Annotated in this window: 16 protein-coding genes; 8 read left to right on the top strand and 8 right to left on the bottom strand. The window is 64.5% G+C overall.

The features are described 5' to 3' along the window. Positions 1–98 precede the first annotated feature (98 nt). From MUN81_RS20315 to MUN81_RS20295, 5 genes are all read right to left on the bottom strand, one after another. Positions 99–1082 (bottom strand): xanthine dehydrogenase family protein subunit M, encoded by a 984-nt coding sequence (locus tag MUN81_RS20315; protein WP_245113838.1) that lies wholly within the window; start codon positions 1080–1082, stop codon positions 99–101. A 151-nt stretch (positions 1083–1233) separates the two neighbouring features. Next, positions 1234–1869, bottom strand: coding sequence for a (2Fe-2S)-binding protein (locus MUN81_RS20310; RefSeq protein ID WP_245113836.1), 636 nt, complete (start codon positions 1867–1869; stop codon positions 1234–1236). Between the two features lie 153 nt (positions 1870–2022). After that, on the bottom strand, positions 2023–3075 hold the full coding sequence (locus tag MUN81_RS20305) for a helix-hairpin-helix domain-containing protein (protein WP_245113834.1): 1053 nt from the start codon (positions 3073–3075) through the stop codon (positions 2023–2025). A 200-nt stretch (positions 3076–3275) separates the two neighbouring features. Continuing rightward, positions 3276–4751, bottom strand: coding sequence for an alpha/beta fold hydrolase (locus MUN81_RS20300; protein WP_245113833.1), 1476 nt, complete (start codon positions 4749–4751; stop codon positions 3276–3278). A 174-nt stretch (positions 4752–4925) separates the two neighbouring features. Then, positions 4926–6317 carry an alpha/beta fold hydrolase gene (locus MUN81_RS20295; protein WP_245113832.1) on the bottom strand — a complete coding sequence of 464 codons (1392 nt, stop codon included), beginning with the start codon at positions 6315–6317 and terminating at the stop codon, positions 4926–4928. Between the two features lie 164 nt (positions 6318–6481). On the opposite strand from MUN81_RS20295, the gene uvrA reads away from it, so the two are divergent. The 6 genes from uvrA to MUN81_RS20265 all read left to right on the top strand — a co-directional run bounded on the left by uvrA (position 6482) and on the right by MUN81_RS20265 (position 14626). Beyond that, positions 6482–9334 (top strand): excinuclease ABC subunit UvrA, encoded by a 2853-nt coding sequence (uvrA, locus tag MUN81_RS20290; RefSeq protein WP_245113830.1) that lies wholly within the window; start codon positions 6482–6484, stop codon positions 9332–9334. 159 nt (positions 9335–9493) lie between these two features. Beyond that, positions 9494–10375, top strand: a complete 882-nt coding sequence (locus MUN81_RS20285) for a hypothetical protein (protein WP_245113829.1) — start codon at positions 9494–9496, stop codon at positions 10373–10375. Between the two features lie 149 nt (positions 10376–10524). Beyond that, a complete protein-coding gene (gene tpiA / locus MUN81_RS20280; RefSeq protein WP_245113827.1) occupies positions 10525–11289 on the top strand; it encodes a triose-phosphate isomerase in 765 nt (254 codons plus the stop codon). A gap of 90 nt (positions 11290–11379) precedes the next feature. Then, the gene (locus MUN81_RS20275) at positions 11380–11763 is read left to right on the top strand and encodes a hypothetical protein (RefSeq protein WP_245113825.1); all 384 of its coding nucleotides are present in this window, start codon (positions 11380–11382) and stop codon (positions 11761–11763) included. Positions 11764–11844: 81 nt separating this feature from the next. Next, positions 11845–12675, top strand: a complete 831-nt coding sequence (gene prmA, locus MUN81_RS20270; RefSeq protein ID WP_245113823.1) for a 50S ribosomal protein L11 methyltransferase — start codon at positions 11845–11847, stop codon at positions 12673–12675. Between the two features lie 187 nt (positions 12676–12862). Beyond that, entirely contained in the window at positions 12863–14626 is a 1764-nt protein-coding gene (locus MUN81_RS20265; RefSeq protein ID WP_245113821.1) for a T9SS type A sorting domain-containing protein, read from the top strand. Positions 14627–14701: 75 nt separating this feature from the next. Here MUN81_RS20265 and MUN81_RS20260 read toward each other — a convergent pair whose 3' ends face one another. Then, a complete protein-coding gene (locus tag MUN81_RS20260) occupies positions 14702–15733 on the bottom strand; it encodes a LacI family DNA-binding transcriptional regulator (protein ID WP_245113820.1) in 1032 nt (343 codons plus the stop codon). 378 nt (positions 15734–16111) lie between these two features. Here MUN81_RS20260 and MUN81_RS20255 point away from each other — a divergent pair, with 378 nt between their 5' ends. Continuing rightward, on the top strand, positions 16112–18373 hold the full coding sequence (locus MUN81_RS20255) for a TonB-dependent receptor plug domain-containing protein (RefSeq protein ID WP_245113818.1): 2262 nt from the start codon (positions 16112–16114) through the stop codon (positions 18371–18373). After that, entirely contained in the window at positions 18370–18627 is a 258-nt protein-coding gene (locus tag MUN81_RS20250) for a hypothetical protein (RefSeq protein WP_245113817.1), read from the top strand. The genes MUN81_RS20255 and MUN81_RS20250 overlap by 4 nt, the downstream gene beginning before the upstream one ends. A 352-nt stretch (positions 18628–18979) precedes the next feature. On the opposite strand, the gene MUN81_RS20245 is transcribed toward MUN81_RS20250, so the two are convergent. Then, positions 18980–22318 (bottom strand): pectinesterase family protein, encoded by a 3339-nt coding sequence (locus tag MUN81_RS20245; RefSeq protein WP_245113816.1) that lies wholly within the window; start codon positions 22316–22318, stop codon positions 18980–18982. A 246-nt stretch (positions 22319–22564) separates the two neighbouring features. Then, a complete protein-coding gene (locus MUN81_RS20240) occupies positions 22565–23578 on the bottom strand; it encodes a T9SS type A sorting domain-containing protein (protein ID WP_245113815.1) in 1014 nt (337 codons plus the stop codon). Positions 23579–23959 lie beyond the last annotated feature (381 nt).

Raw genomic sequence — 23959 nt, 5'->3', positions numbered from 1 at the left:
CAGCGAAGCATCTCGCCTGTGGTAGTAAATCAAAAGATTGGATTAGCAATGCACGCGAGATACTTCGCTGCGCTCTGCATGACGTTCTATAGAATCGCCTACGCCGCCGATAATTCCAGCAGCGCCTGCACCAGCGTATTCTGCGCCAGCTCTACTTTGAAGCGGTTTTGCTCGCGGGGCTGGGCGTCTTTCACCGCCGCCGCGGCCGCCGCCCGAAACGTGGCTTCGGTGGCCGGAGCACCGGTCAGTATTTTCTCGGCTGCCACCGAGCGCCAGGGCTTGGTGCCCACGCCGCCCAGCGCCACCCGCGCCGCCCGAATCTGCCCGCCCTGCACCTCCAGCCCCACCGCGGCCGAAGCCAGCGCGAATGCATACGAAGCTCGGTCACGCACTTTCATGTACATCGACTTGCGGGCGTGGGCCGCCGCTGGCACCGTCACCGACACAATCAGCTCGCCGGGTTCCAGCACGGTTTCGCGCTGGGGAGTGCTGCCGGGCATCAGGTGGAAATCGACCAGCGGCACGCGGCGCTGCTTGCCCTTGGCGTTTTCGAGCAACAGCACGGCATCGAGGGCGGCCAGGGCCACTCCCAGGTCGCCGGGGTGGGTGGCGATGCAGGCCTTGCTGCCACCCAGAATGGCCAGTCCTCGGTTTTCGCCTTCCTGGGCCGGGCAGCCCGAGCCGGGGTTGCGTTTATTACACGGAAAAGCGGTGTCGCGGAAATAGCCGCAGCGGGTGCGCTGCAGCAGATTGCCGCCAATGCTGGCCATGTTGCGCAGCTGCGGCGAGGCGGCCAGCAGCAACGACTGCGAGATGGCCGGGAAGTTCTGCACCACCAGCGGGTGCTCGCCCACGTCGCTCATCCGCTCCAGCGCTCCGATGCGCAGGCCGTCGGCCGTGAGCTCAATGCCTTTGAAGGGAACCAGGTTGATATCGACCAGCTGGCCGTGGTTTTCCACGTTCAGCTTCATCAAATCCAGTATCGTGGTGCCGCCCGCAATGAACGCCGCGCCCTTGGTGCCGGTCACGGCGGCCGCGGCTTCTTTGGCCTGCGAGGTTTGGAGGTAGGAGAAGTTGTTCATGGTCTGGTTCCGAAAGAGGAGAAGAAGGTCATGCTGAGCGCAGTCGAAGCATCTCTACCGCAGCAGTAATTCAATCGATTGGGTTAGTTGCGCAGTAGAGATGCTTCGGTTTCGTTCAGCATGACGTTCTATCTGCATCGCGCGCTAGAAATTATCCTTTAAACCCGCTCTTTTCCACCTCTCGGATGGCGGCCACGATGTTGGGGTAGGCGCCGCAGCGGCAGAGGTTGCCGCTCATCCACTCGCGCACGTCGCCGTCGGTTTTGGCGTGGCCTTCCTTGAGGCAGGCCACGCCCGACATGAGCTGGCCCGGGGTGCAATAGCCGCACTGGAAGCCGTCGTGGTCGAGGAAGGCCTGCTGCAGCGGGTGCAGGTCTTCGCCCTTGGCCAGGCCTTCCACGGTGGTGATTTCCTTGCCCTGCGCCATCACGGCCAGGGTGAGGCAGCTATTTACGCGGCGGCCATCCACCAGCACGGTGCAGGCGCCGCACTGGCCGTGGTCGCAGCCTTTTTTCGAGCCCGTGAGGTCGAGGTGCTCGCGCAGGGCGTCGAGCAGGCTCACCCGGGGCTCGGCCTTGATGGTGCGCAAGGCACCGTTGACTTTCAGGCGCATTTCGCTCACGCCCTCCACCTTTTTGGCCATTGCCGTGAGCCGCTCGGCCTGGCCCACCAAGGGCGGAGCCAAGGCCAGCCCCAGCAGTCCTGAGGCTTGCTTGATAAAGGTGCGGCGGCCGTCGTCGGAGGCCGCCAAGCCGTTGCCGGTGGCAGGGGTCAAATCATCAGTCATGGCGCAGGGGGATTAGCCGGACTGATAATACTAGATTGAAGGAGTAATGGTTGGCAGAAAGCGTGTTGGAATATATAAATGCTGCGCTCTGCCTGGCCCGTCTGAAGGCAGTGCTCATGCCTGTTATGTATCCGCTATGCGTTCTCGGTGCTGCTACTCGCAGCGGACGTAGGGCCGCATTTTTTCCAGGTCGGCCGGCTTGAGAGTGGGCAGCTGCTTGAGGTCTTCCACTGAGTGGAAAGGCCCGTGCTGCTGCCGGTAGGCTACGATGAGGCGCGCGCGCGGTTTGCCAATGTAGGGCTGCAGGTACAGTTCATCGAAGGTGGCCGTGTTCACGTTCACGGTTTTGGGGGCGAAGCCGGGCGCCACAAAGGTGTATTTCTTGAGGCTGTCGCGCAGGTCGGGCGCGTCGCGCAGCACAAACACCTCGTCCAGCTGGTCTTCGCGCATATAGCCGCCCAGCTGGTTGCGGTATTTCACCACCCACTTGGCCCGGCCCGAGCCAATGCCCCGAATCTGCATCAGCTGGGTAGTATCGGCCTGGTTCAGGTCGAAAGGCTGGAGGTTGCGGGGCTTGCGCGGAAACTTGGCCGCCGCGTCGCCGGCGGCAAAAGGCGGAAACTTGCCATCGGGACCAGGCCGGTTGGTGGCGTAGTCGCGCCGGGGCGCTTCGGCGGGCAATTGCATAAACGGCGCCAGCCGCTGATAAACCGAGTCTTCGAGCCCATACATTTTCTTCACCTGGGTCTTGGCCTTGAAGCCGCCGGCCGCCTCGCGGTATTTCACCAGGCGGGCGGCCACAAAGTGCGGCACGCCGCGCGCCTCCCAGCCCTCGGCCGACAGGGCGTTGGGGTCGAAAGGGCTGAGGCGCACCTGCGGCACGGCCGGGTAGCGCGGCGCATTGCGCTCAAATTTCCGGAACTCGCGCCGGGGGTAGCGGCTGGCAAAGCCCTGCTCCACGGTGCGGTGGTCTTTGAGCTGCGCGGCCAGCTCGTTCACGCCCTTCTGGTCGGCCTCGGGCAGGTACACGGGCAGCTCGGGGCGCAGCAGGAGGGGGGCCGCAATGGTCAGCAGCATGATGCCCAGCAGGCCCACCAGCCCCCGGGCCTCGCCGCGCGAGTAGCCGAAGGAGCGGCGCACCCAGCGCATGGGGCGCGAGTCGTCCCAGGACCAGCGGGGGCGGGGCGAAGGCGGCAGAGCGGCCATGGGAAGTCCCCGTGAGGGGGCGTGAATGAGGTAGAAGAGAGAAGATTGCGGCCCGCAACAAAACGTACGTTGAGCCGGATTAGCAGAAGCAAGTATAAGCCAAAAAACCAAACCAATAGCCAGGCCCAACGCAGTGCGGCCGCGAAGCAATTTGTGCTTCGCGGCCGCGCCGGGGTGGTACTTCGTCTATTGGCTGGCCCTTAGCCGCGGGGGCGGGCCGGGCCGGCCGACTTGGCCACCTTGGGCTCGGCGGCCGGGCGCTTGGCCGGCGCGGGCACCGGAATGGCGGGCACCTTGGTTTCGAGCGCCACCCAATCCTGAATTTTTTTCAGCGCGATGGGCGAGAACGTGGCCTGCTGCTGGCCGTTCACCAGCGGCCATTGGGCCGGCGAGGGCTGAAACAGGTGGTTCACGCCGTCGAGCCGCACCGACGTCACGCTGCGGTGGGCGCGGCGCAGGCCCCGGTGCAGCAGCGTCATGTTGCGGCGGGCCGATACCTGCAGGTCGGCCGTGCCGTTGAGCAGCAGCACCGGGCTTTGCACCTTGGCCAATTGCACCTGCGGGTCGAAGTCGAAGAAATAGCGGGCCCAGGGCGAGGTGAGCTGCACGGCGCGGGCGCGGGCCATGCCGGCGTCGAACCCGGTGTTGGCGCCGCTGAGCAGGCTCACCACCTTGGCGCGGGCTGCTGCATCGTCGGGCGTCTGGCGAATGACGCTCACCGTGCGCTGGTACACGTCCTGGGCGGCTTTCACTTGGGCGGGGTCGGCCCCAATCAGGCGCATGATTTCGCCCTGCTGGCGCAGCAGCACGTCGTAGCCCGGCTGCCCGTAGCCGGCCAGCGACACCACAAAGGCCGGCGCGCGGCCCGGCGCGGCGGCCGTGAGCAGGGCCACGTTGGCGCCCTCGCCGTGCCCGAGCAGGCCCACCCGGCCCGGCGCAATGAGCGGCCGGGTGCGCACAAAGGCCAGCGCCGCCTGGGCGTCGCTCACCAGGTCGGCGGTGGTGGCGTTGGCATACACGCCGCCGCTCTGGCCCACGCCGCGGTCGTCAAAGCGCAGCACGGCGATGCCGTGGCGGGTGAGGTAGTCGGCCAGCTGGCCAAACATGCGGTAGCCTGTCACTTCCACGTCGCGGTTCTGGGGGCCCGAATCGGAGAGGAGCACCACGGCCGGGAAGGGGCCTTCGCCGGCCGGCACCGTGAGCGTGCCGCCCAGCTTCTGCCGGGTGCTGGGGTTCTTAAAAGTGATTTGGTTTTCGCGGTAGGGCGGGGCAATTCGCAGCTTGGTGGGCGCTGCGCCGGCCAGGCTGCGCGTGAGCACCATGGCCGATTTCACGCCCGGCTGCGTCCAAGTGCCGCTAAGCTTGGCGCCTCCTTCCAGCACCTTGCCCACAAAGCTGCTGCCCGCCTGCTCGATGCGCAGGGTGAGGTCAGCTCCTTTCAACTCAACCTCCACCGGCATGCGGCTGATGCGCTGCTGGGGCGCATCGAGGGCGCCGTAGTAGGTGCCGTTGGTGAGCGGCACAATGGTGATGACCACCGTAATCTGGCCGCCGAGCAGCTTCAGCGGGCCCTTCCACTGGCCGTTGAGCGGAGCGGCGGCTACGGGCGGGGTAGCCGCCGCGGCGCCAAGCACGGAAGTGGCTAGAAAAATGGCGGCAAGTAAAAATCTTATCATGGAATCAGACTATTCTAACGTGGCTCTAATAACGTCTTACGGAATTCAAGCCTGAAAAGTACAGAGAAAGGATAGCCTGGCCAATAAAAAAGCAACTGATGCAAAGCCCACCAACAACACGGCCCGACCTGGGGGCCGGGCCGTGGGGCGGTGTTTCTGAACAGCAGCTGAAGCTTACTTATTGGTATGCCGTGCAATCCAGTCGCCAATGAGCTGCAGGGCAGCAGGCGAAAAGGTTTCTTCTATGGTGCCGTATTCACCGATGCTTCCGGTGGTAGCGGGTTGAAAAAGGTGATTCAGACCGGGCAGCTCTTTGGCGGTTGCGTCGCGGTTGCCGCCGGCTTTGAGGGCGGCCGCCGTCGCGGCCAGGTTGCGGGTGGCGGGCACCTGCACGTCTTTGCTGCCACCGAGGGCCAGCACCGGGCAGCGCACCTTGGCCAGCGTCTGGGCCGGGCGGTCGGCGAGCAGGTGGCGGTAGAAGGGCGAAACCATGACGACCAACTGCGGCTCCAGCGCGGCCTTTATTTCGGGGGCGTTGGTGGGGTTGTAGAGGGCCGTGAGCTGGGCGCGGGCCTGGGCGTCGTCGGGCGTTTTCTGAACAATCTGCGTCATGGCCCGCGCTTGTTTTTCGACGGCGGCCAGCTGCGCGGCATCCTTCGTTTGCAGGCGGGTGATGGCCAATGACTGCTGCACAATCAGCTCATCGCCCGCAATGCCGGGCGCCGCCAGCAGCACCAGGAAATCGGGCCCTGCCGGCTGAATGGCTGCCCCAATGGCCGCCGTGCCGCCCTCGCTGTGGCCCAGCACGCCCACCTGGTTTTTGCGAATGCCCGGCTGGGCCCGCAGCCAGGCCAGCGCGGCCTGGGCGTCGGTGGTGTAGTCGGCGCTGGTCATGTTTTGCTGGGCGCCGCCGCTCTGGCCCACGCCGCGGTCGTCGAAGCGCAGCACGGCGATGCCGTGGCGGGTGAGGTAGTCGGCCAGCACCGCGAAAGGCTGGTGGCCGAAAATGGTTTCGTTGCGGTCTTCGGGGCCCGAGCCGGTGAGCAGCACCACGGCCGGAAAGGGGCCTTTGTCGGCCGGTACGGTGTAGGTGCCGGCCAGCGTCACGCCGGCTTTCTCGTTTTTGAATGTGACGTCGGCCGACTGGTAGGGGAAGGGCGGCTGCGGCGTTTGGGGGCGGCGCAGGGCGGGCTTGGCATTGGCGGCGCCCCGGGCCAGCGTGAGCGGGAAGGCGCGCAGTCCCTGCTGCCATTCGCCCAGCAACTGCTGACCGTCGGCCGAGCGGCGGCCGGCGAAGCGGGCTTCGGGCTGGGCGAGGCGCAGGTACACACTGTCGCCGGGGGCGGTGAACTGCAGGGGCAGACCCTTGGCCTTTTGGGCCGGGATGTCGAGCGTGGCCGTGCGCGGCCCGGCGGCCGGGTCGGTGAGGTGCAGGATGAAGTCGATGGGGCCCAGCGCGCCGTTCCAGTCGCCGGTGAGGCTGGGGCGAGTCGTCTGGGCGCGGGCACCGAAGCAGCTGAGCAGCGCGGCGGCGGTGCCGAGGAAGAAGCGGGTAAGGGTGGGCATGAGGAAATGGAAGAGCGGTGAATGGAAGGACAATGCTACGACGCGGCTCAGGCGGATTTTCACGAGGCAGAAAAATATTCCCCTCCCTCGTGGCCGTACCTTCGTAACCGCAGCAAATGCTCGCGGCCGAAACCTTCCGGCCCCTCCTCGCTGTTAGTTCGTTTATGCCCAAAAAAGACGCTTTGCAAGTTTCGGCCCCCGCCGACAACGCCATTGATAACCTCGACCCACGCGAATTTATCCTCATCAAAAACGCCCGGGTTCACAACCTCAAAAACCTGAGCGTGGCCCTGCCGCGCAACCAGTTCATCGTTGTCACGGGCCTGTCGGGCTCGGGCAAATCGAGCCTCGCCTTCGATACCTTGTATGCTGAAGGCCAGCGCATGTACGTGGAAAGCCTGAGCAGCTACGCCCGCCAGTTTCTGGGCCGCATGGACAAGCCCGACGTGGACTACATCCGGGGCATTTCGCCGGCCATTGCCATCGAGCAGAAGGTCAGCATCAAGAACAACCGCTCGACGGTGGGCACCAGCACCGAGATTTACGACTACCTCAAGCTGCTGTTTGCGCGGGTGGGCAAAACGTTCTCGCCGGAGAGCGGCGAGCAGGTGCGCAAAGACAACGTGGCCGACGTGGTCGACTTTCTGGCGGCGCAGCCCGAGGGCACCCGCGCCATGATTCTGGCCCCGTTGCACCGCCCCGACAAAACCCGCGCCATGAGCAAGGAGCTGGATTTGCTCTTGCAAAAAGGCTACAGCCGCGTGGTGGTGAACGGCGAGACGTCGCAAATTGAAGACCTGATTGCCGAAGGCCAGCCCGAAGTGAAGGGCGACGTTTTCATTATGATTGACCGCGCCGTGTTGCGCCCCGACGACGAGGACCTGCTCTTCCGCCTCTCCGACTCGGTGCAAACCGCATTTTTTGAAGGCCACGGCACCTGCCTGGTGCAGATGTCGGGCGGCGAGCGCGAGCCCGAAACCCGCACGTTTTCCGACAAATTCGAGCTCGACGGCATCACTTTCGAGGAGCCCAGCGTCAACTTCTTTTCCTTCAACAACCCCTACGGCGCCTGCCAAACCTGCGAGGGTTTCGGCTCGGTGCTGGGCATCGACGAGGACCTGGTCATTCCGGACAAGAGCATGACCGTGTACGAGGGCGCCATCGCGCCCTGGCGCACCGAGAAGCAGGGCGAGTGGCTGAAGCCGCTGCTGAAAAACGGCATCCGCTTCGACTTCCCCATTCACCGGCCTTACAACGAGCTCAGCCAGGCCGAGCAGCGCCTGCTCTGGACCGGCAATAAGTACTTCCAGGGCCTGGACGCCTACTTCAAGTGGGTGAGCGAGCAAACCCACAAAATCCAGTACCGCGTGCTGCAAAGCCGCTACCGGGGCCGCACTACCTGCCCTGACTGCCGCGGAACCCGCCTGCGCAAAGACGCGCAGTACGTGAAGATTGACGGCCGCAGCATTGCCGACATCGTGCTGCTGCCCATCTCGGAGGCGCTGAAGTTCTTCGAAAATATGAGCCTGAGCGAGCACGACGCCAAAGTGGCCGAGCGCCTCGTGACGGAAATCACCAACCGCCTGGGCTACCTCAACCGCGTGGGTCTGGGCTACCTCACGCTGAACCGCTTGAGTAACACCCTAAGCGGCGGCGAGAGCCAGCGCATCTCGCTGGCCACCTCGCTGGGCTCGGCGCTCGTGGGCTCCATGTACGTGCTCGATGAGCCCAGCATTGGCCTGCACCCGAAGGATGCGGAGCAGCTGATTGGCGTGCTGCGCTCGTTGCAGCAGCTCGGGAATACCGTGGTGGTGGTGGAGCACGAGGAGAAGATGATGGAAGCCGCCGACCAGATTATCGACATCGGCCCCGAAGCCGGCAGCGGCGGCGGCAACCTCATGTTCCAGGGCACCATGGAGCAACTGCTGCAGGACACCGAAACCTACACGGGTAAGTACCTGAGCGGCAAAATGGAGGTGCCCGTGCCCAAGGTGCGCCGCCCCTGGCGCAACGCCCTGGAACTGACCGGTGCCCGCGAAAACAACCTCAAAAACGTGAGCGTGAAGCTGCCGCTTGGCGTGATGACCGTCGTCACCGGCGTGTCGGGCTCGGGCAAGTCCACGCTCATCAAGCGCATTCTGGCGCCGGCCCTGATGAAGATGCTGGGCGGCGGCGCGGGCGAAAGCACGGGCAAGTTCGACCGCCTGACGGGCGTGAACGGCCAGGTGACGCACGTAGAGTTTGTGGACCAGAACCCCATCGGCAAGTCGTCGCGCTCCAACCCGGTGACTTACGTGAAGGCCTACGACCAGATTCGGACGCTGTTTTCGGAGCAGCCGCTGGCCAAGGCGCGCGGCCTCAAGCCCTCGCACTTCTCGTTCAACGTCGACGGTGGGCGCTGCGAAGTGTGTCAGGGTGAAGGACAAGTGAAAATCGAGATGCAGTTCATGGCCGACATTTACCTGACCTGCGAAGGCTGCGGCGGCCACAAATTCAAGCAGGACATTCTGGAAATAAAATTTCAGGACAAAGGCATTGACGAGGTGCTCGAAATGACCGTCACCGACGCCGTGCAGTTCTTCCAGAGCCAGCCCAAAGTGGCCGAGCGCCTCAAGCCGCTGGAAGACGTGGGCTTGGGCTACATCCGCCTGGGGCAGTCGGCCAACACGCTGAGCGGGGGCGAGGCCCAGCGCGTGAAGCTGGCCTCGTTCCTCACCAAAGGCGCTACGCTTCAGCAGGATAAGATTCTGTTCATCTTTGATGAACCCAGCACGGGCCTGCACTTTCACGACATCAGCAAGCTGCTCACCGCCCTGAACGCGCTGGTGGAGCAGGGCAACTCGGTGCTCATCATCGAGCACAACGTCGACATCATCAAATGCGCCGACTGGCTCATCGACCTCGGCCCCGAGGGCGGCCTCAACGGGGGGCACCTGCTCTTCGAAGGCACGCCGGAAGACATGGTAAAACTGAAAGATACCAATCACACTGCGCGGTTTTTGGCCGAGAAAGTGTAACGTTGTGGTCTCAAGCGGTTGCCCATAAGCAACGGAGAGGCGGTTTTATCCGAATAACCGGACGCCGCCGCTCCCGGCGGTGCGCCTATTGGGAAGCCTTGCGCCTAATCCATCCCACCCAGTAAGCGCGTAGGTAGTTGAGCCCCACCCCGTCTGCGTATGCCCGCCCCCGCCCTCGTTCCCGACTCCTACGCAGCGCCAACCGCCACGGCCACGGGCCGGGCCTGGCGCTGGCTCACCACCCTGGCCATCTGGGGCACCATTTTCCTGAACTACTATTCCAACACCCACCCTTTCAATGGCCAGACCATGGGGCAGGTGTCGGCCAAGTACCCCACGCTGCTCACGCCGGCCGGCTATGCCTTCAGCATCTGGGGACTGATTTTTTTGGGCCTGGTGGTGTACTCGGTGTGGCAGCTGCTGCCGGCCCAGCGCCGGCTCTCGCTGCCGGATGCCGTGGCCCGGCCGCTCACGCTTGCGTGCGTGGCCACCAGCGCTTGGGTGGTGCTGTTTGCCTACGAAATGATTTTGCCTAGCGTGGCCGTGATGGTAATGTTGCTAGCCTGCCTCATCGTGACGTACGGCCGGGCACGCCGCCGCATTTTTGCCGATGCGGCCCCGGCTTGGACCGGCGTGCCGTTTTCGCTGTTTCTGGGCTGGATATCGGTGGCTTCGGCCATCAACATCACCATCGGGCTGCAGCAGCTGGGCTGGCAAACTGCCGAAGGCCTTTCGCTGGTGTTCACCATCATTTTGTTGATGGTGCTGGTGGGGCTGGCCTTCATCATCAGCCGTGCCTTCCGCGACATGGTGTTTCCGCTGGTGGTGGCCTGGGCGCTGGTGGCCATATGGGTGGTGCGCCTGCGCGAAATTCCGGAGTTGGGCTGGGCCGCCCTGGCAGCGGCTACCGCGGCGGCCATTGGCGGGGTGGTGCTCTCGCGCCTGGGCGCCCGCAAAACGCCCTGGCAGCTGCGCGACGAAGCCGCCGCTGCCATCGAAGCCGAGATTGCGGCCCGCAATGCCGCCCGGGCCGAGGAGTAGCCTGTACGCCCAAGCTGCGCTTGGGCTCGTCGTGATTCGGTGCAGGTCGTTCGCCCGTGCCCAAGCACAGCTTGGGGGTACGGTTCTGCCTTCTGTGCGGCAGCCCGTAGCTTTGCGGCGAAACTCCCACTTAATTCGCCCCGCTACACATGCGCCAAAACCTCGTTGCCGGCAACTGGAAAATGAACCTGACCTACCCTGAGGCCATGGCCCTGGTAGAAGAAATTGCCCGGCTGGCTGGAGCCGGTAGCGCTGCCGACGGCCCGCAAGTGGTGGTGTGCCCGCCGTTTCCACTGTTGCACGGCGTGGGCCAGGCTTTGCCGCAGGGCGGCAATTTTCACCTGGGCGCCCAAAACTGCCACCAGAAGGAGAGCGGCGCGTTCACCGGCGAAGTATCGGCTAAGCTGCTGGCTTCGGTGGGCTGCGAGTACGTCATTCTGGGCCACTCGGAGCGCCGCCAGTACTTCGGCGAAACCGATGAGTTGCTGAGCCAGAAGCTGAAAGCCGCCCTGGCTGCCGGCCTGAAACCCATCTTCTGCGTGGGCGAGTCGCTGAATACCCGCGAAGCCGACGAGACATTCGACTTCATCGGCAAGCAGCTCACCGACGGGCTGTTTCACCTCTCGAACGAGGAGTTTGCCCAGGTTACCATCGCCTACGAACCCATCTGGGCCATTGGCACGGGCCGCACCGCCACCAGCGCCCAGGCGCAGGAGGTGCACGCCTTCATCCGGGAGCGCATTGCCCGCGCCTACGACGCCCAGGCCGCCCTCGACACCACCATTCTGTACGGCGGCTCGGCTAATGCCCAAAACGCGCGGGAGCTTTTTTCGCAGCCCGATGTTGACGGCGGACTGATTGGCGGCGCTTCGCTGAAAGCAGCCGACTTCACGGCCATCATTCAGTCGTTTTAAGCCCGGCCTGGCACCGTTGTTGGATGGCGCCGGCGGGTTGGTTCACGAAGGACTGCCGCGTTATTCCGCTCACTTTCCTGCTGCCCGCTTATGTTCTTTTCTTTTCTGTTGACTGCGGCTTTGGTGCTGGGTTCGGCTCAGCCGACGGTGTCGGCGCCGGCAGTGGCCGCCCACGCGCCGGCCGCCGGCCCGCTGGAGCCCTGCAAAATCTTCGGCTCGGTGTACCTCGAAACCGACCCCGCCCGCCGCGGCTACTGCCACGGCACGGTGTACGTGGAGCCCGAAGAAGCTTTTGCCGACGTCCTCGTCTTCAAAGAAAACAACAAGCTCTTTGCCGACAAAGCCGGCCTGTGGGCCGATGCCCCCGCCCGCGACTTTGCCGATTATGTGCTGCTGGTGGTGACGGACCGCAGCCGGGCCGACTTTAGCATTCATTACACCAAAGTGCGGTCGTTTGCCGGCTGCAAAAATTAACTGGAAGAAGCATGCGGAAGGAGGAATTAAAAGCCACTCGGCAATTCCTCCTTCCGCGTGCTTCTTTCCGCATTCAAGCACATGGATTTTATTGAACTGACCGTTGAGGCGCCACGCGAGCTGGCCGACATTCTGGTGGCCGAGCTGGCCGAAATAGGCTTCGACACCTTTGAGGACAACGACGCGGGCTTTTGCGCCTACACCACCGAGGACGCGTTCAACCCCGACGCGGTGGAGGAAATCATGGCCCGCTATTCCGGCATCGGCGACCTGAACCACTCGCACCGCGTCATCACGCGGCAGAACTGGAACGCCGAGTGGGAGAAGAACTTTCAGCCGCTCATCATTGCCGAGCGGGTGTCGGTGCGCGCGCCTTTCCACCCGGAGCCGGCGGGCGTCGACTACGACATCGTGATAATGCCGCGCATGTCGTTTGGCACGGGCCACCACGAAACTACGGCGCTGATGATTGAAAACCAGCTTGATGTTGACCACAAAGGCCTGCGCGTGCTCGACATGGGCACCGGCACCGGCATTCTGGCCATTATGGCCGAGATGCTGGGCGCCCGTCAGGTGCTGGCCGTGGATACCGAGCCCTGGACTGTGGAAAACGCCCGCGACAACGCCGCCGAAAACCAGTGCCACAACATTGAGTGCCGCCTGGGCGGCGTGGAGACGCTGGCCAACGAGGAGCCGTTCGACCTGATTCTGGCCAACATCAACCGCAACGTGCTGCTCGAAGACATGCACGAGTACGCCCGCCTGCTGCCCAGCGGCCGGCCCATCCTGTTCAGCGGCTTCTACGAAGAGGACCTGCCGAAAATTCAGGCCGAAGCCAGCAAGCACGGCCTGCGCTACCAACGCCACCGCACGTTGCGCAGCTGGGTGTCGGCCATTTTCGAGAAGGAGTAGCATGAGGGTTGGGTGAAGGGCCGGGAATGGCATCGTTCCCGGCAACGATTGCGCGAATAAAAAGGCTGCGGGCGGTAGTTTCCAGGCGGTTCGGGCGTAATATTTAGAGGGGAATTGCCGGCTTTTCGGGTCGTTTTGCTACGATGCCGGGCCGGTTTTTTCTCGCCTGACTCCCACACTTTTCGCCATGATTCCTTTCTCCTCCCGAGTTTTTTTCTCGTCCTGCCGGGCCCGACTTGGCCTGTTCGCCACATTGGGCGGGCTGCTGACCACCGCCGCGCAGGCGCAGCAGCTGGCTTTTCCGGGTGCCGAGGGCGCCGGCCGTTTCGTGACCGGTGGCCGCGGCAAGTCCTCCGTGCCCACCACGGTGTATGAAGTGACCAGCCTGGCCGATACCAACACGCCCGGCACCCTGCGCTACGCCTGCAGCCAGTCGGCGGCGGTGGCGCCCTACCGCACCATTGTGTTTCGGGTGTGCGGCACCATTCACCTCACCAACCGGCTCAGCATTCCGGCCAACACCACCATCGCGGGCCAGACCGCGCCCGGCGACGGCATCTGCACCGCCGACCGCCAAGTGCAGGTGAACGGCAACAACGTGATTGTGCGCTTCATGCGCTTCCGCACCGGCGATGCCTACCCGCAGCAAACCAACATTGGCATGACCAATGGCAACGGCGACGAGGACGCGCTGAGCAGCACCGAGCGCAAAAACATTGTGATTGACCACTGCACCATGAGCTGGAGCATGGACGAGGCCTTCACGTTCTACGGCGCCACCACCGACTCCATGACCCTGCAGTGGAACATGATTTCGGAGCCACTGAACTACTCTTACCACTTCGAAACGGGCGACACCGACTACGAGCGCCACGGCTACGGCGGCATCTGGGGGGGCCGGCGCGCCTCGTTTCACCACAACCTGTTTGCCCACTGCGTGAGCCGCACGCCGCGCTGGAACGGCACGCGCTACGGGGCCGCCATCGGCTCGGAAAACTGCGACTTCCGCAACAACGTCATCTACAACTGGGGCACCGGCGCCAACGCCTACGGCGGCGAAGGTGGCAACTACAACATGGTGAACAACTACTACAAGTACGGCCCCAGCACCGGCACCAGCACCACCAACCGCTCGCGGGTGTTTCAGGCCTACAAGCAAACCACCGCGCCGGTGCTGCCTTACCCACAGCTGTACATTGCTGGCAACTACGTAGATGGCAACCCCACCGTGACGGCCGCCAACTGGAAAGGCGTATCCATGAACGGCGGTACCGCCGCCGACACGGCGCTCTCGAAGGTGGCGACGCCCTTCAACGTGGCGCCCCTCAACACCCAGACCGCCCAGGCGGCCTACGCCTCGGTGCTGCAAGGGGCGGGATGCATTCTGCCGGTGCGCGACGCGCTGGACCAGCGCATTGTGCAGGACGTGCAGAACCGCACCGGCGCCATCATCGACGTGCAGGGCGGTTTCCCGGCCAAAACGCCCATCAGCACCTCCATTGTGGCCTGGCCCGTGCTGACCTGCGGGGCGGCTCCCGTCGACTCCGACCACGACGGCATGCCCGACGTGTACGAACTCAACAACGGCCTCGCGCCGCTGAACCCGGCCGACCGCCAGTTCATTGCCGCCAACGGCTACACCAACCTCGAAAATTACCTCAACGGCCTCGTGACCGTGATTTCGGGCACCAGGGCCACCGGCGCCGTATCGCAGCCGCTGCGCCTATATCCTAACCCCGCCGCCGAGCAACTCACCGTGGAACACCCCCGCGCCAGCGCCGAAGCCAGCGTTTCGGTCTACAACTTCGTGGGCCAGCGCGTGGCCTCGTTCAAGCCCGCCGCCGGTGGCGTCGCCACCCCGGTCAACCTCGGCACGCTGGCCAAAGGCAATTACCTGGTGGTGTACACCGACGCCAACGTGAGCCTGACCGCCAAGTGCACGCACGAATAGAACAAGATGGTCAATAAAAAAGCCCGTCTGAGTCATCAGGCGGGCTTTTTTATTGGCTTTTGATTATTGATTGCTTTACGCCACCACTTTAGGCGCAGCTGCCGACGACTCCCGCACCACCAGCGTAGTGGGTAGCTTCATCGTGCTGGGGCCGGTGCTTTTGTGCTTGCGCTCAATGAGCTCAATGAGCCGCTCGGCGGCAAGCTGGCCGATTTCCTGGGCCGGCTGGGTCACGGTGCTCAAAGGAGGGTTGAGCAGGTGGGCCGACTGCGAATTGGTGAAGCTGAGCAGCGCCACTTGGCCAGGCACGTCGACGCCGCGCTGGCGCAGAGCGGCCAGACAGCCCAAGGCCAGCCGGTCGCTGGCCGTGAAAAACGCGTCCGGGGGAGGGGAGAGGGCCAGCAGCTCGTCCACGAGCGGGCCGGCCTCGTCGGGGCCAAAAGTGCCGTAGCGCACCAGGTTTTCGTCGAAGGGCACGCCATATTGCTCCAGGGCGGCGCGGTAGCCGGCCAGGCGCTCCTGCGTGATACTGAGGTAAGGCGGAATGGTGAGGTGGGCAATGCGGCGCCGGCCGGTTTGGAGCAGATGCGCGGTGGCGGCGTAGGCCCCGCCAAAGTTGTCGGCCACTACCTGAGTTACGTCGAGCTCGCCGGCCACGCGGTCGAACAGCACCAGCGGCATGCCCTGGTCGATGAGGGCCTTGAGGTGCTTCACGTCCGAGGTTTCGCTGCTGAGCGAGAGCAGCAGGCCGTCGACGCGGCGCGATACGGCCTGCTGCACGTTGGCCACTTCGCGCTCGTAGCTTTCGTGCGTCTGGAAGATGATGACGTGGTAGCCGCGATTATAGGCAATGGCCTCGATACCGTTGATGGCCTGCGAAAAGAAGTTGTTCGCAATCTGGGGCACAATGACGGCCAGAGCCTTGCTGCTGCTGCCCTTCAGGCTGAGGGCAATGGGGTTGGGGCGGTAGTTGATGCGCTCGGCGTATTCCATCACCAGCCGCTTGGTTTCGGGACTGATTTCGTAGCTGTCGCGCAACGCCCGCGACACCGTCGAGGTCGACAGGTTGAGGGCGTGCGCTATGTCCTTGATGGTGACCGGGTCCAAACGCTTCGGGGTTGGTAGTGAAAGTAACGGCAACGGGCGGCGCATCCGCCGACCTAGGTAACTGACCGGCTGGGCGCCCCAAAAGGTTCCGGCAAGCGCGGCCACCGGTGGCTGGCAGCCCCGCGGCGCTGCACAAGTCGGGCGACTGGCCTTGCGGTTTGTCCTGGCGGAGAGCCTTCACCGACCCAAATCTATTACAAGAGTAGCGAAAATCTGCCTGAAAACGGCCAATTGCCCCGCCGATGCCGGCCGAGGCACTCGAAATGCCCGCCGTTCGTTGGCCCGAAGGGGGCCTTGCTTCACGGCGTCGCCATCTTTGTGTTGTAATCTCGCGGTGGGCCCGTTGGCGGGGCCGCCCCTTCACGACAGCAAGCAAACATGAAAAAAATGCGCGTGCCCAAAGCCTTACTGGCCGCCGGAGTAGCCACCGGCGTGGCCCTGATGGCTTTTCGGCCTCGGCCCACCGACGAAACCCCGCTGCAGCGCATCGCCCGGCAGGTGAGCGACTACTACGCCGCCGCCCGCGGCGAAAAGGCCTACCTGCACCTCGACCGGCCCGTGTACGCCACCGGCGAAACCATTTGGTTCAGCGCCTACGTGGTGGATGCCTCGCAGCACCGGCTCGACTCGCTCAGCCAGGTGCTGCACGTCGATTTGGTGTCGGCCCAGCACCAGGTGGTGGCCCGCCGCACGCTGCAGCTGCAGGGCGGCCGGGCCTACGGCGACCTCGACATTGCCGACTCGCTGGCCGCCGGCACCTACGTGCTGCGCGCCTACACCAACTGGATGCGCAACGCCGGCGACCAGTTCGTGTACAGCCGTCGCCTCAGCGTGTGGCCCGCCTCGCCCCTGAGCCCGCCCGACGTGCCCCAGGCCCCCGCCGCCCCCGGCAGCAAGGGCAAAGCCGCTGCCGCCAGCGCCAACCGGCCCGACGTGCAGTTTTTCCCCGAAGGCGGCTACCTCGTGGAAGGCCTGCCCGCCGTGGTGGCCTGCAAAGCCACCGACGCCACCGGCCGCGGCCTGGATGTGCGTGGGCAGATTCTCGACGCCCAGAACAAGGTGGTGTTGGCCGCATTCAGCAGCCGGCACGGGGGCATGGGGCGCTTTGCCTTTGTGCCGGGCACCGGGCAGCGTTACCACGCCCGCGTTGCGCTGCCCGACGGCAGCACCGCCGACTACCCCCTGCCTGCCGTGCAGACCAGCGGATATACCCTGCACGTGGTGGAAAACGCCACCGACTTTTTGGTGGAAGCGCGCTACCGCGGGGCTGCTGGTGCTCCGGCGCCGGGCCCCATTCAGCTCATGACGCAGGTGCGCGGCGTGGTGGCCTACCCGGGGCCGCGGCCCGTGTCGGCGGAGGCCCCTGCCAGTTGGCGCATGCCCAAGAAGAATTACCCCACGGGCATCGTGCACTTCACGCTGTTTGACGCGGAGGGCGCGCCGCAGTGCGAGCGGCTGGCGTTTGTGCAGAACGGCGCGCCCGGCCTGAAAATCTCCCTCACGTCCGACCAGCCCAGCTACGGCCCGCACGCTCCCGTGCAGCTCAACGTGCGCGTGACCGATGCCGCCGGGCAGCCCGTGGCCACCAATTTCTCGGTGGCCGTGAGCGACGCCGCTCTCAGCACCCTCGACCCCAACGCCGAAACCATTGCCTCGAACCTGCTGCTGACGTCGGACCTGACGGGCTACGTGGAAAACCCGGGCTATTATTTCCGCAACCAGTCGGCGGCCACCGCGCAGGCCCTCGACGACCTGCTGCTGACGCAGGGCTGGCGGCGCTTTGTGTGGAAAGAAGTGCTGGCCGGCCAGCGGCCGTCCCTCACGTTCTCGCCCGAAACGGCCCTCTCGCTCACGGGCCAGGTGGTGAGCCAGAACGGCAACCGCCCCATCCCCAACAGCCAACTGACCTTCCTGCAAACGCGCCCGGAGCGCAACATCATTACGGCCACCACCGACGCGCAGGGGCGGTTCAGCTTCATCGGCATTCCGGTGCGCGACACGGCCATCATCACCCTGCAGGCGCGCCGGGCGCAGGGCGGCACCAACGTGCTCATCAAGCCCGATACCGGCCCGCTCACCGGCAACCAGCCGCTGCCTCAGCTGCCGCAGCTCTCGGCGGCGCCGGCTGCCGTTACCACCTTTGTGCGCCGCAGCCGCCAGGCCCAGGCCGCCGAGCTGGACCTGCACCCCGAAAAAGCCATTCGCAACATCAACCTGGGCAACGTGTCGGTGACGGCCAAGCGCGCCGCCGTGCCCCGCGACGACCCCCGCCGCATGTACGGCGCCACCGGCGGCACCGTCATCGACTTCGCCAACGACCCCACCGCCAATTCCAGCCTCAACATTCTGCAGTTTTTGCAGGGCCGGGTAGCCGGCCTCACCATCAGCGGCAGCCCGCCCAACATGTCAGCCCAAATTCGGGGAGGCGGTTCGCCGCTGTTCATCCTCGACGGCATCAAGGTTGACCTCGACGCCATCACCAACCTCAACACTTCCGACGTGGAGGCGGTGGAAGTGTTCAAGGGGGCCGAGGCAGCCATTTTTGGCAGCAGCGGTGGCGCCATTGCGGTGTATACCAAGCGCGCCAACCCCAACTACAAAGGCCCCGACAAGAACCCGCGCCCGGTATCGCCACCGTGAAACTGCCCGGTTTCTACGCGGCCCGCGAGTTTTACCAGCCGCGCTACAACGCCCTACTCACCAACCCGCCCGCCGACCCGCGCACCAGCACCCTCTACTGGAACCCCACCGTGCGCACCAACGCCAAGGGCGAAGCCGAGCTGCACTTCTTCACCGCCGATGGCAGCGGCACGTTTCAGGCCGTGGCCGAAGGCGTGAGCCGGGACGGCGTGCCGGCGCTGGGCTCGGGCACCATGGTGGTGCGCGGCAAGTAGGAGAGATGTGCTTCGTCTGGCATCCTCATCTGGCGTCCGCGCAGCGAAGGACCTTCTCATGCCAGGCCGTATAGACCGATAAGAAACAGAACGTCATGCTGAGCTGGTCGAAGCATCTCTACTGCGTAAGTAAAATCAACTACGGCTGTGGTAGAGATGCTTCGACAAGCTCAGCATGACGTTTTAAACAGCCTTTCCCACCAACTGTCCACCGACCATAGAACAAGTCGTTCAAATGGGGGTAGGTTCTTCGCTCTGCTCAGGATGACAGGCTAAAAAGTAGACTTTACCCCAAACAAAAAAGCTCCGGCCACACTGGCCGGAGCTTTTTTGTTTGAGAGTGAAGAATGAATTACTCCACCACCACTTTGCGCGTCACGGGCGTGCCGCCCACGTTCAGGCGCAGCGTGTAGACGCCGGCGGCCAGGCCGCGCACGTCCACCTCAGCCTCGATGGGCTGGCCGGCCGCTGATTTCAGCTGTTGGGTTCGCACCGTCTGGCCCAGGGTGTTGATGAGGGCTGCCGATACGGCCGTCTTGCTGTTCACAGCCGGCAACTGCACCCAGAACGAGCCCGACGCCGGGTTGGGGAACAGTTGCAGCTGGGCGCTCAGCACCCGGGCCGGCGTGGCGGCCGTCAGCACCCCGGCCGTGCCCTTGAAGCGCAGGTTTTTGAGGAAGGCGTAGCGCGGCACGCCGGTGCTGCCGCAGGCGAAGTACAGGCGCACGCTCAGCGTCTGGCCGGCGGCCAGGCTGACGCCGCCGTTGCGCAGCACCACGCGGTAGGTGTTCGGGTTGCCGGCAGTCTGGTTCAGCAGCGGAAACGAGTTGGTGAAGTTGCCGCTGGCGCTGAGCGTCTGCAGGCCGCCGGGGCCGTAAGCGGCCACGATTTCCGTGGAGTCGGCCGGCGAGCCAAAGCCGTTCAGCGAGTACACCACCGCCATTTTGGTGTTGGAGCTGGTGTTGTAGAACGCCGCATTGAACAGCAGGGTATCGACGCGCACAGTTGAGTTGGGGGCTACGGCCAGCGTGAACTGCTCGTAGTAGAGGCGGCTGAGGGTGCCGCCGGGTCCGCCGGCGGCGGTGCTCCACTGCCCGTCGCCGGCCGCGCTGGCGCCGAAAGCCTGGCCGAACTGGTTGGAGTAGGCCGGGATGCTGGCCAGCGTCGTGCCGTTCGACAGGTACAGGCGCTTGAGCGTGGGCGTGGTGGCCACAATGCGGCTGCTGCGCACCTGGGCGCTGTCGGTATTGTTCACGCGCAGGGGCCACTGTTCCAGCACCGTTACCGGCAGCGGCGCTACATCGCCTTTGAAGCGCAGGTTTTTGAGCAGGGCGTAGCGCGGGACGCCGGTGCTGCCGCAGGCGTAGTACAGGCGCACGGTCAGGGTCTGGCCGGCGGCCACGGTCACGCCGCCGCTGGGGTTGGCGGTGCTGGGGCCTTTGAGGGCCACGCGGTAGAGGTTGGTATTGCCCGAGGTCTGGTTCTGCAGCGGGAAGGAATTGGCGAAGCTGCCGCTGGCCGTGAGGGGCTGCGCGCCGCCCGGGCCGCTCACTCCCGTAATCTCCGTGGAGTCGGCCGGGGTGCTGAAACCGTTCAGCGAGTACACAATGGCCATCTTGGTGTTGGAGCTGGTGTTATAGAAGGCCGAGTTGAACAACACCGAGTCGATGCGCATGGTGGGGGCGCCGGCAGCTACCGTCACCGTAAACTGCTCGTAGTAGAGGCGGCTGAGGGTGCCGCCGGGTCCGCCGGCGGCGGTGCTCCACTGCCCGTCGCCGGCCGCGCTGGCGCCGAAAGCCTGGCCGAACTGGTTGGAGTAGGCCGGGATGCTGGCCAGCGTCGTGCCGTTCGACAGGTACAGGCGCTTGAGCGTGGGCGTGGTGGCCACAATGCGGCTGCTGCGCACCTGCACGCTATCGGAGTTGTTCACGCGCAGCGGCCACCACTGCACCACGTTCGAGGTGATGGTGGGCGCCACGATGGCGGTGCCGTTCAGGCTCACCACCACGTTGGTGGCGTTGGTGCTGGTCAGGGTCACGGTGCCGGTGTAGGGGCCGGCCGTAGTAGCATTCAGGCGAATGTAAACCGGCGTGCTGGCCAGGGTGCCGGCGGTGGGCGTGAGGGTCACGCTGCTGGCAAACGTGCCGCCCGACGTCAGCGACACCTGGTAGTTGGCCGAAGCCGTCACGGTCACAGCACCCGTCAAATCGGTGCCCGACACGCTCACGCTCTGCGCCGGCGAGCCCGTGCCCAGCTGCTGGGTGAAGTTGCCCAGCGCGCCCGTCGTCACGATGGTGGGGGCGCTGCTGATGGTCACGGTGTCCGACGAAATCTGGCGCACGGCGTTGCTGCCGCGCACAAAGTATTTGTAGAGGCTGCCCGAGGCCGGCACGGCATCGGAATAGGAGTAGTTGAAGGTGGTGTCGTTGGGCTCGGTCTGGGAACCCACCACGGCGAAGGCGCCGAGGGGCGTGGGCGGCGTGGCCGTGGCGCGGTACACGCTCAGCACATCGCCGCTGATGGGCCAGCTGGTGTTCCAGGTGAAGGCTGTGGTGGTGGCGCCCTTCACGCCCCGGAAGTTGTTCACCACCACCGATTTCACGAACGGCGTTACGCAGTCAATCAGCGAGCAGGGGTCCCAGGTGCCCAGGATGTTAGCCTTGGTGTAAGTGGCCGCTTCGGCGGCCGTGAGCTGCGACGACGGCTGCGCGGGCGTCAGGGCCTGGCCCGACAGCACCCGGCTGCTCACGTTGATAGGCCGGCCGTTGAAGTGCGTGTTCTGGTACTCCACGAAGTAGGAGTCGCGGATGGTGGCGGAGCCGGCCGAGCTGGTCGGCGACCAGCCTTCGGCCAGAATGAGCGGCGTACTCAGATTGCAGTTCAGGAAAGCCGCTTTGGGGTTGGCCTGCCAGGGGCGACCCAGGTCGTAGGCGGTGCCGCCGGCCACCGAGTGCCCGGTCACGTTGCAGTTCTTGAACACCAGCCCGTAGGCCTGGCCGGTCGGCGTGTTGGGCACGGCAATGTAGGAAACGCTGGCCGTGGCCTTGTTCTTCGCGTAGATGTTGCAGTTCTCAAACAGCGCAATGGCGCTGCCGAAAATGAAGTCGGTGTTGCCCTCGATGTAGCAGTTCAGGAAGTACTGGCGCGGGGTACCGTTGCCCTTCAGGTACATGGTGTCCTGGTTGCCCAGGAAGCGGCAGTTGCGGAACGCCGCCCGGTCGTTGTTCACCAGAATGGCCACGGCCTGCCCGTTGGAGGCCGACTCGCCAAACGAGTTCTCGAACGTCAGGTTCATGGCCGAGAAGTCGGTGGCGTTGATGGTGACCGAAGCCGAGTTCTGGGTGCCCAGCGCCACGCCGTTCACAATGGTGCCGGCCGAGTTGTTGTAGGTAAGCACGGTGCTGCCCACGCTCTCGCCAATCAGCTGAATGAAGGGCTTGTTGGCCGGCACGGTCACCAGCTCTTTGTAGCGGCCGTTTTTGATGTAGATGGTGAACGGCGCGGTGCGGCCCGTGGGCGCCGCGTCGATGGCCGCCTGCACGGTGGTGAAGTTGCCGGTGCCGTCCTTGGCCACGGTCAGGTCGAACGCAAACGTCCGGGCGCCACAGGCCAGCAGCAAAAAGCCCAGCATGGCCCAGAAGCGGGCCGCCGGGCGCGGCCACGTGAATCGGGTTCGGTATTGGTGTCTCATCTGAAAAGGGGTTGATTGAGTGGGGATTCACTCAATATTAAATCCCGGCTTCCCCGAACTGCCCCGGTTTTGGCGTTTTTATTTGTGCAATCGTTCCCGGCAACGATGCCGATAGATGAGCGCAGGCAATAGCTCCGGGTTCTCCGCCTGGGCTACCGCCTGCCTGTTTCCATTGGCTTCATACCCACCAATAAAAAAAGCGCCCCGGACCAGCCGGGACGCTTTTTAAAGCTGGCGCAGGGCCAACTATTCTTTCACGATGCGGGCGCTGCTGCGCTGCGTGCCATCGGCGTACTCTACCAGGTAGAGGCCCTTGGCCAGGCCGCTCAGGTCGACGGGCGTTTCGGTGGTGCCGGGCTGCGCGGCCACGGCGGCCACCTTGGCACCGGTCGCGCTGAACACCGAAACGCGGGCGTCGCGGCTGGCGGCGGTGTGGGGCACGCTCAGCTGATTCTGGGCGGGGTTGGGGTAGGCGGTCAGGTTGGTTTGCACGGCCGTGCGGGCGGAGAGCAGCGTTTGCTGGCTCTTCAGGGTGAGGTCGCGCATAACGGCGTAGCGGCCGGTGCTGCTGCTGCTGCAGCTCACGTAAATGCGAACGGTCAGCGTTTGGCCGGGGGTAATGGTGACGCCCGTGCTACCGTTGAGCGGCACGCTGTAGCGGAAAGCCCGGTTGAGGGACGTATTGTTGGCGAAGCTAAAGGCTTGTCCAATGGTCCAGGTATTGAATAAAGTAGTGCCGTTGGCCGTGCCGGCCTGCGTGCCGGCCGGCGTCCGGGCACTGCCGGCGGCCTCTGTGGAGTCGGCGGGCGTAGTAAAGCCGTTTTTCGAATACACCACGCCCAGGAACGTGCCGCTTACCGAGCTGGCAACGGCCAGGTTCATCGCAATGGAGTCGGCGCGCAGGGTGACGCCGGCCGGAGCCGTAGCGGTGCATTGCACGTAGAAGTAGCGGCGCAGCGTGCTGCCGGTGCCGTTGGCCGACGTGCTCCAGCCGCCGCCGTCAGCAGCCGGGGCAAACGCCATTCCGTAGGCCGAGCTGTAAGCCTTGGGCGGCGCGGCGGCCGTGCCGTTCGAGAGCACAAACCGGCGCATCGTCACGTTGCTGCTGGTCATGGCACTGGGTGAGCGCAAAGCAGCGCTGTCCTGCGCGTTGGCCTTCAGCGACCAGTATTTGTACACGGGCGTGGTCTGGGCCTGGGCCTGACCGGTCAGACCCAGCCCTCCCAGCATGAGCACCGCAGCGAGTAGATGATTTTTCATGGTAATTGTAAGTGAAAAGGTGAAGAATGAAATTGAGAGCGTGAGAAATGCAAAAAGCCTTGCTGACAGCACGTAAGTAAGCCTTTACTCATGCAAGCTGGCTTCCTCTTACCGCAAAACACAAGCTTTGGGTTGACTTTAATTGCGCAATCGTTGCCGGAAATGGAGGTACTTAAGCGGCGGGTGGCGGCTACGGTGGCCGAAGGCCGGTCGTGCCCTGCATGAGAACGTTCCCGGCAACGATTGCGCAAAAAAAAGGCCACTGCGGACCAAAATCAGGGCCTTGTCGGTTGAGAACGGGGCTAATATTGTTAGGGCAACCTTGCCCGCACGCCTTGTTCCGGGCCGTTGCGCCGGGCTCATATCCTTTCCCCAATTCCC

It is taken from the genome of Hymenobacter sp. 5317J-9 (genome assembly GCF_022921075.1).
GTDB lineage: Bacteria > Bacteroidota > Bacteroidia > Cytophagales > Hymenobacteraceae > Hymenobacter.
This window is presented reverse-complemented; position numbering and strand designations above follow the sequence as displayed.

What these genes read in the sequence shown, in the direction of transcription:
- MUN81_RS20315 (WP_245113838.1), bottom strand. Translation starts at nt 1,082, where the DNA reads ATGAACAACTTCTCCTACCTCCAAACCTCGCAGGCCAAAGAAGCCGCG.
- prmA (WP_245113823.1), top strand. Translation starts at nt 11,845, where the DNA reads ATGGATTTTATTGAACTGACCGTTGAGGCGCCACGCGAGCTGGCCGAC.
- MUN81_RS20300 (WP_245113833.1), bottom strand. Translation starts at nt 4,751, where the DNA reads ATGATAAGATTTTTACTTGCCGCCATTTTTCTAGCCACTTCCGTGCTT.
- MUN81_RS20285 (WP_245113829.1), top strand. Translation starts at nt 9,494, where the DNA reads ATGCCCGCCCCCGCCCTCGTTCCCGACTCCTACGCAGCGCCAACCGCC.
- MUN81_RS20245 (WP_245113816.1), bottom strand. Translation starts at nt 22,318, where the DNA reads ATGAGACACCAATACCGAACCCGATTCACGTGGCCGCGCCCGGCGGCC.
- MUN81_RS20295 (WP_245113832.1), bottom strand. Translation starts at nt 6,317, where the DNA reads ATGCCCACCCTTACCCGCTTCTTCCTCGGCACCGCCGCCGCGCTGCTC.
- MUN81_RS20305 (WP_245113834.1), bottom strand. Translation starts at nt 3,075, where the DNA reads ATGGCCGCTCTGCCGCCTTCGCCCCGCCCCCGCTGGTCCTGGGACGAC.
- MUN81_RS20310 (WP_245113836.1), bottom strand. Translation starts at nt 1,869, where the DNA reads ATGACTGATGATTTGACCCCTGCCACCGGCAACGGCTTGGCGGCCTCC.
- MUN81_RS20255 (WP_245113818.1), top strand. Translation starts at nt 16,112, where the DNA reads ATGAAAAAAATGCGCGTGCCCAAAGCCTTACTGGCCGCCGGAGTAGCC.
- MUN81_RS20240 (WP_245113815.1), bottom strand. Translation starts at nt 23,578, where the DNA reads ATGAAAAATCATCTACTCGCTGCGGTGCTCATGCTGGGAGGGCTGGGT.
- tpiA (WP_245113827.1), top strand. Translation starts at nt 10,525, where the DNA reads ATGCGCCAAAACCTCGTTGCCGGCAACTGGAAAATGAACCTGACCTAC.
- MUN81_RS20265 (WP_245113821.1), top strand. Translation starts at nt 12,863, where the DNA reads ATGATTCCTTTCTCCTCCCGAGTTTTTTTCTCGTCCTGCCGGGCCCGA.
- uvrA (WP_245113830.1), top strand. Translation starts at nt 6,482, where the DNA reads ATGCCCAAAAAAGACGCTTTGCAAGTTTCGGCCCCCGCCGACAACGCC.
- MUN81_RS20275 (WP_245113825.1), top strand. Translation starts at nt 11,380, where the DNA reads ATGTTCTTTTCTTTTCTGTTGACTGCGGCTTTGGTGCTGGGTTCGGCT.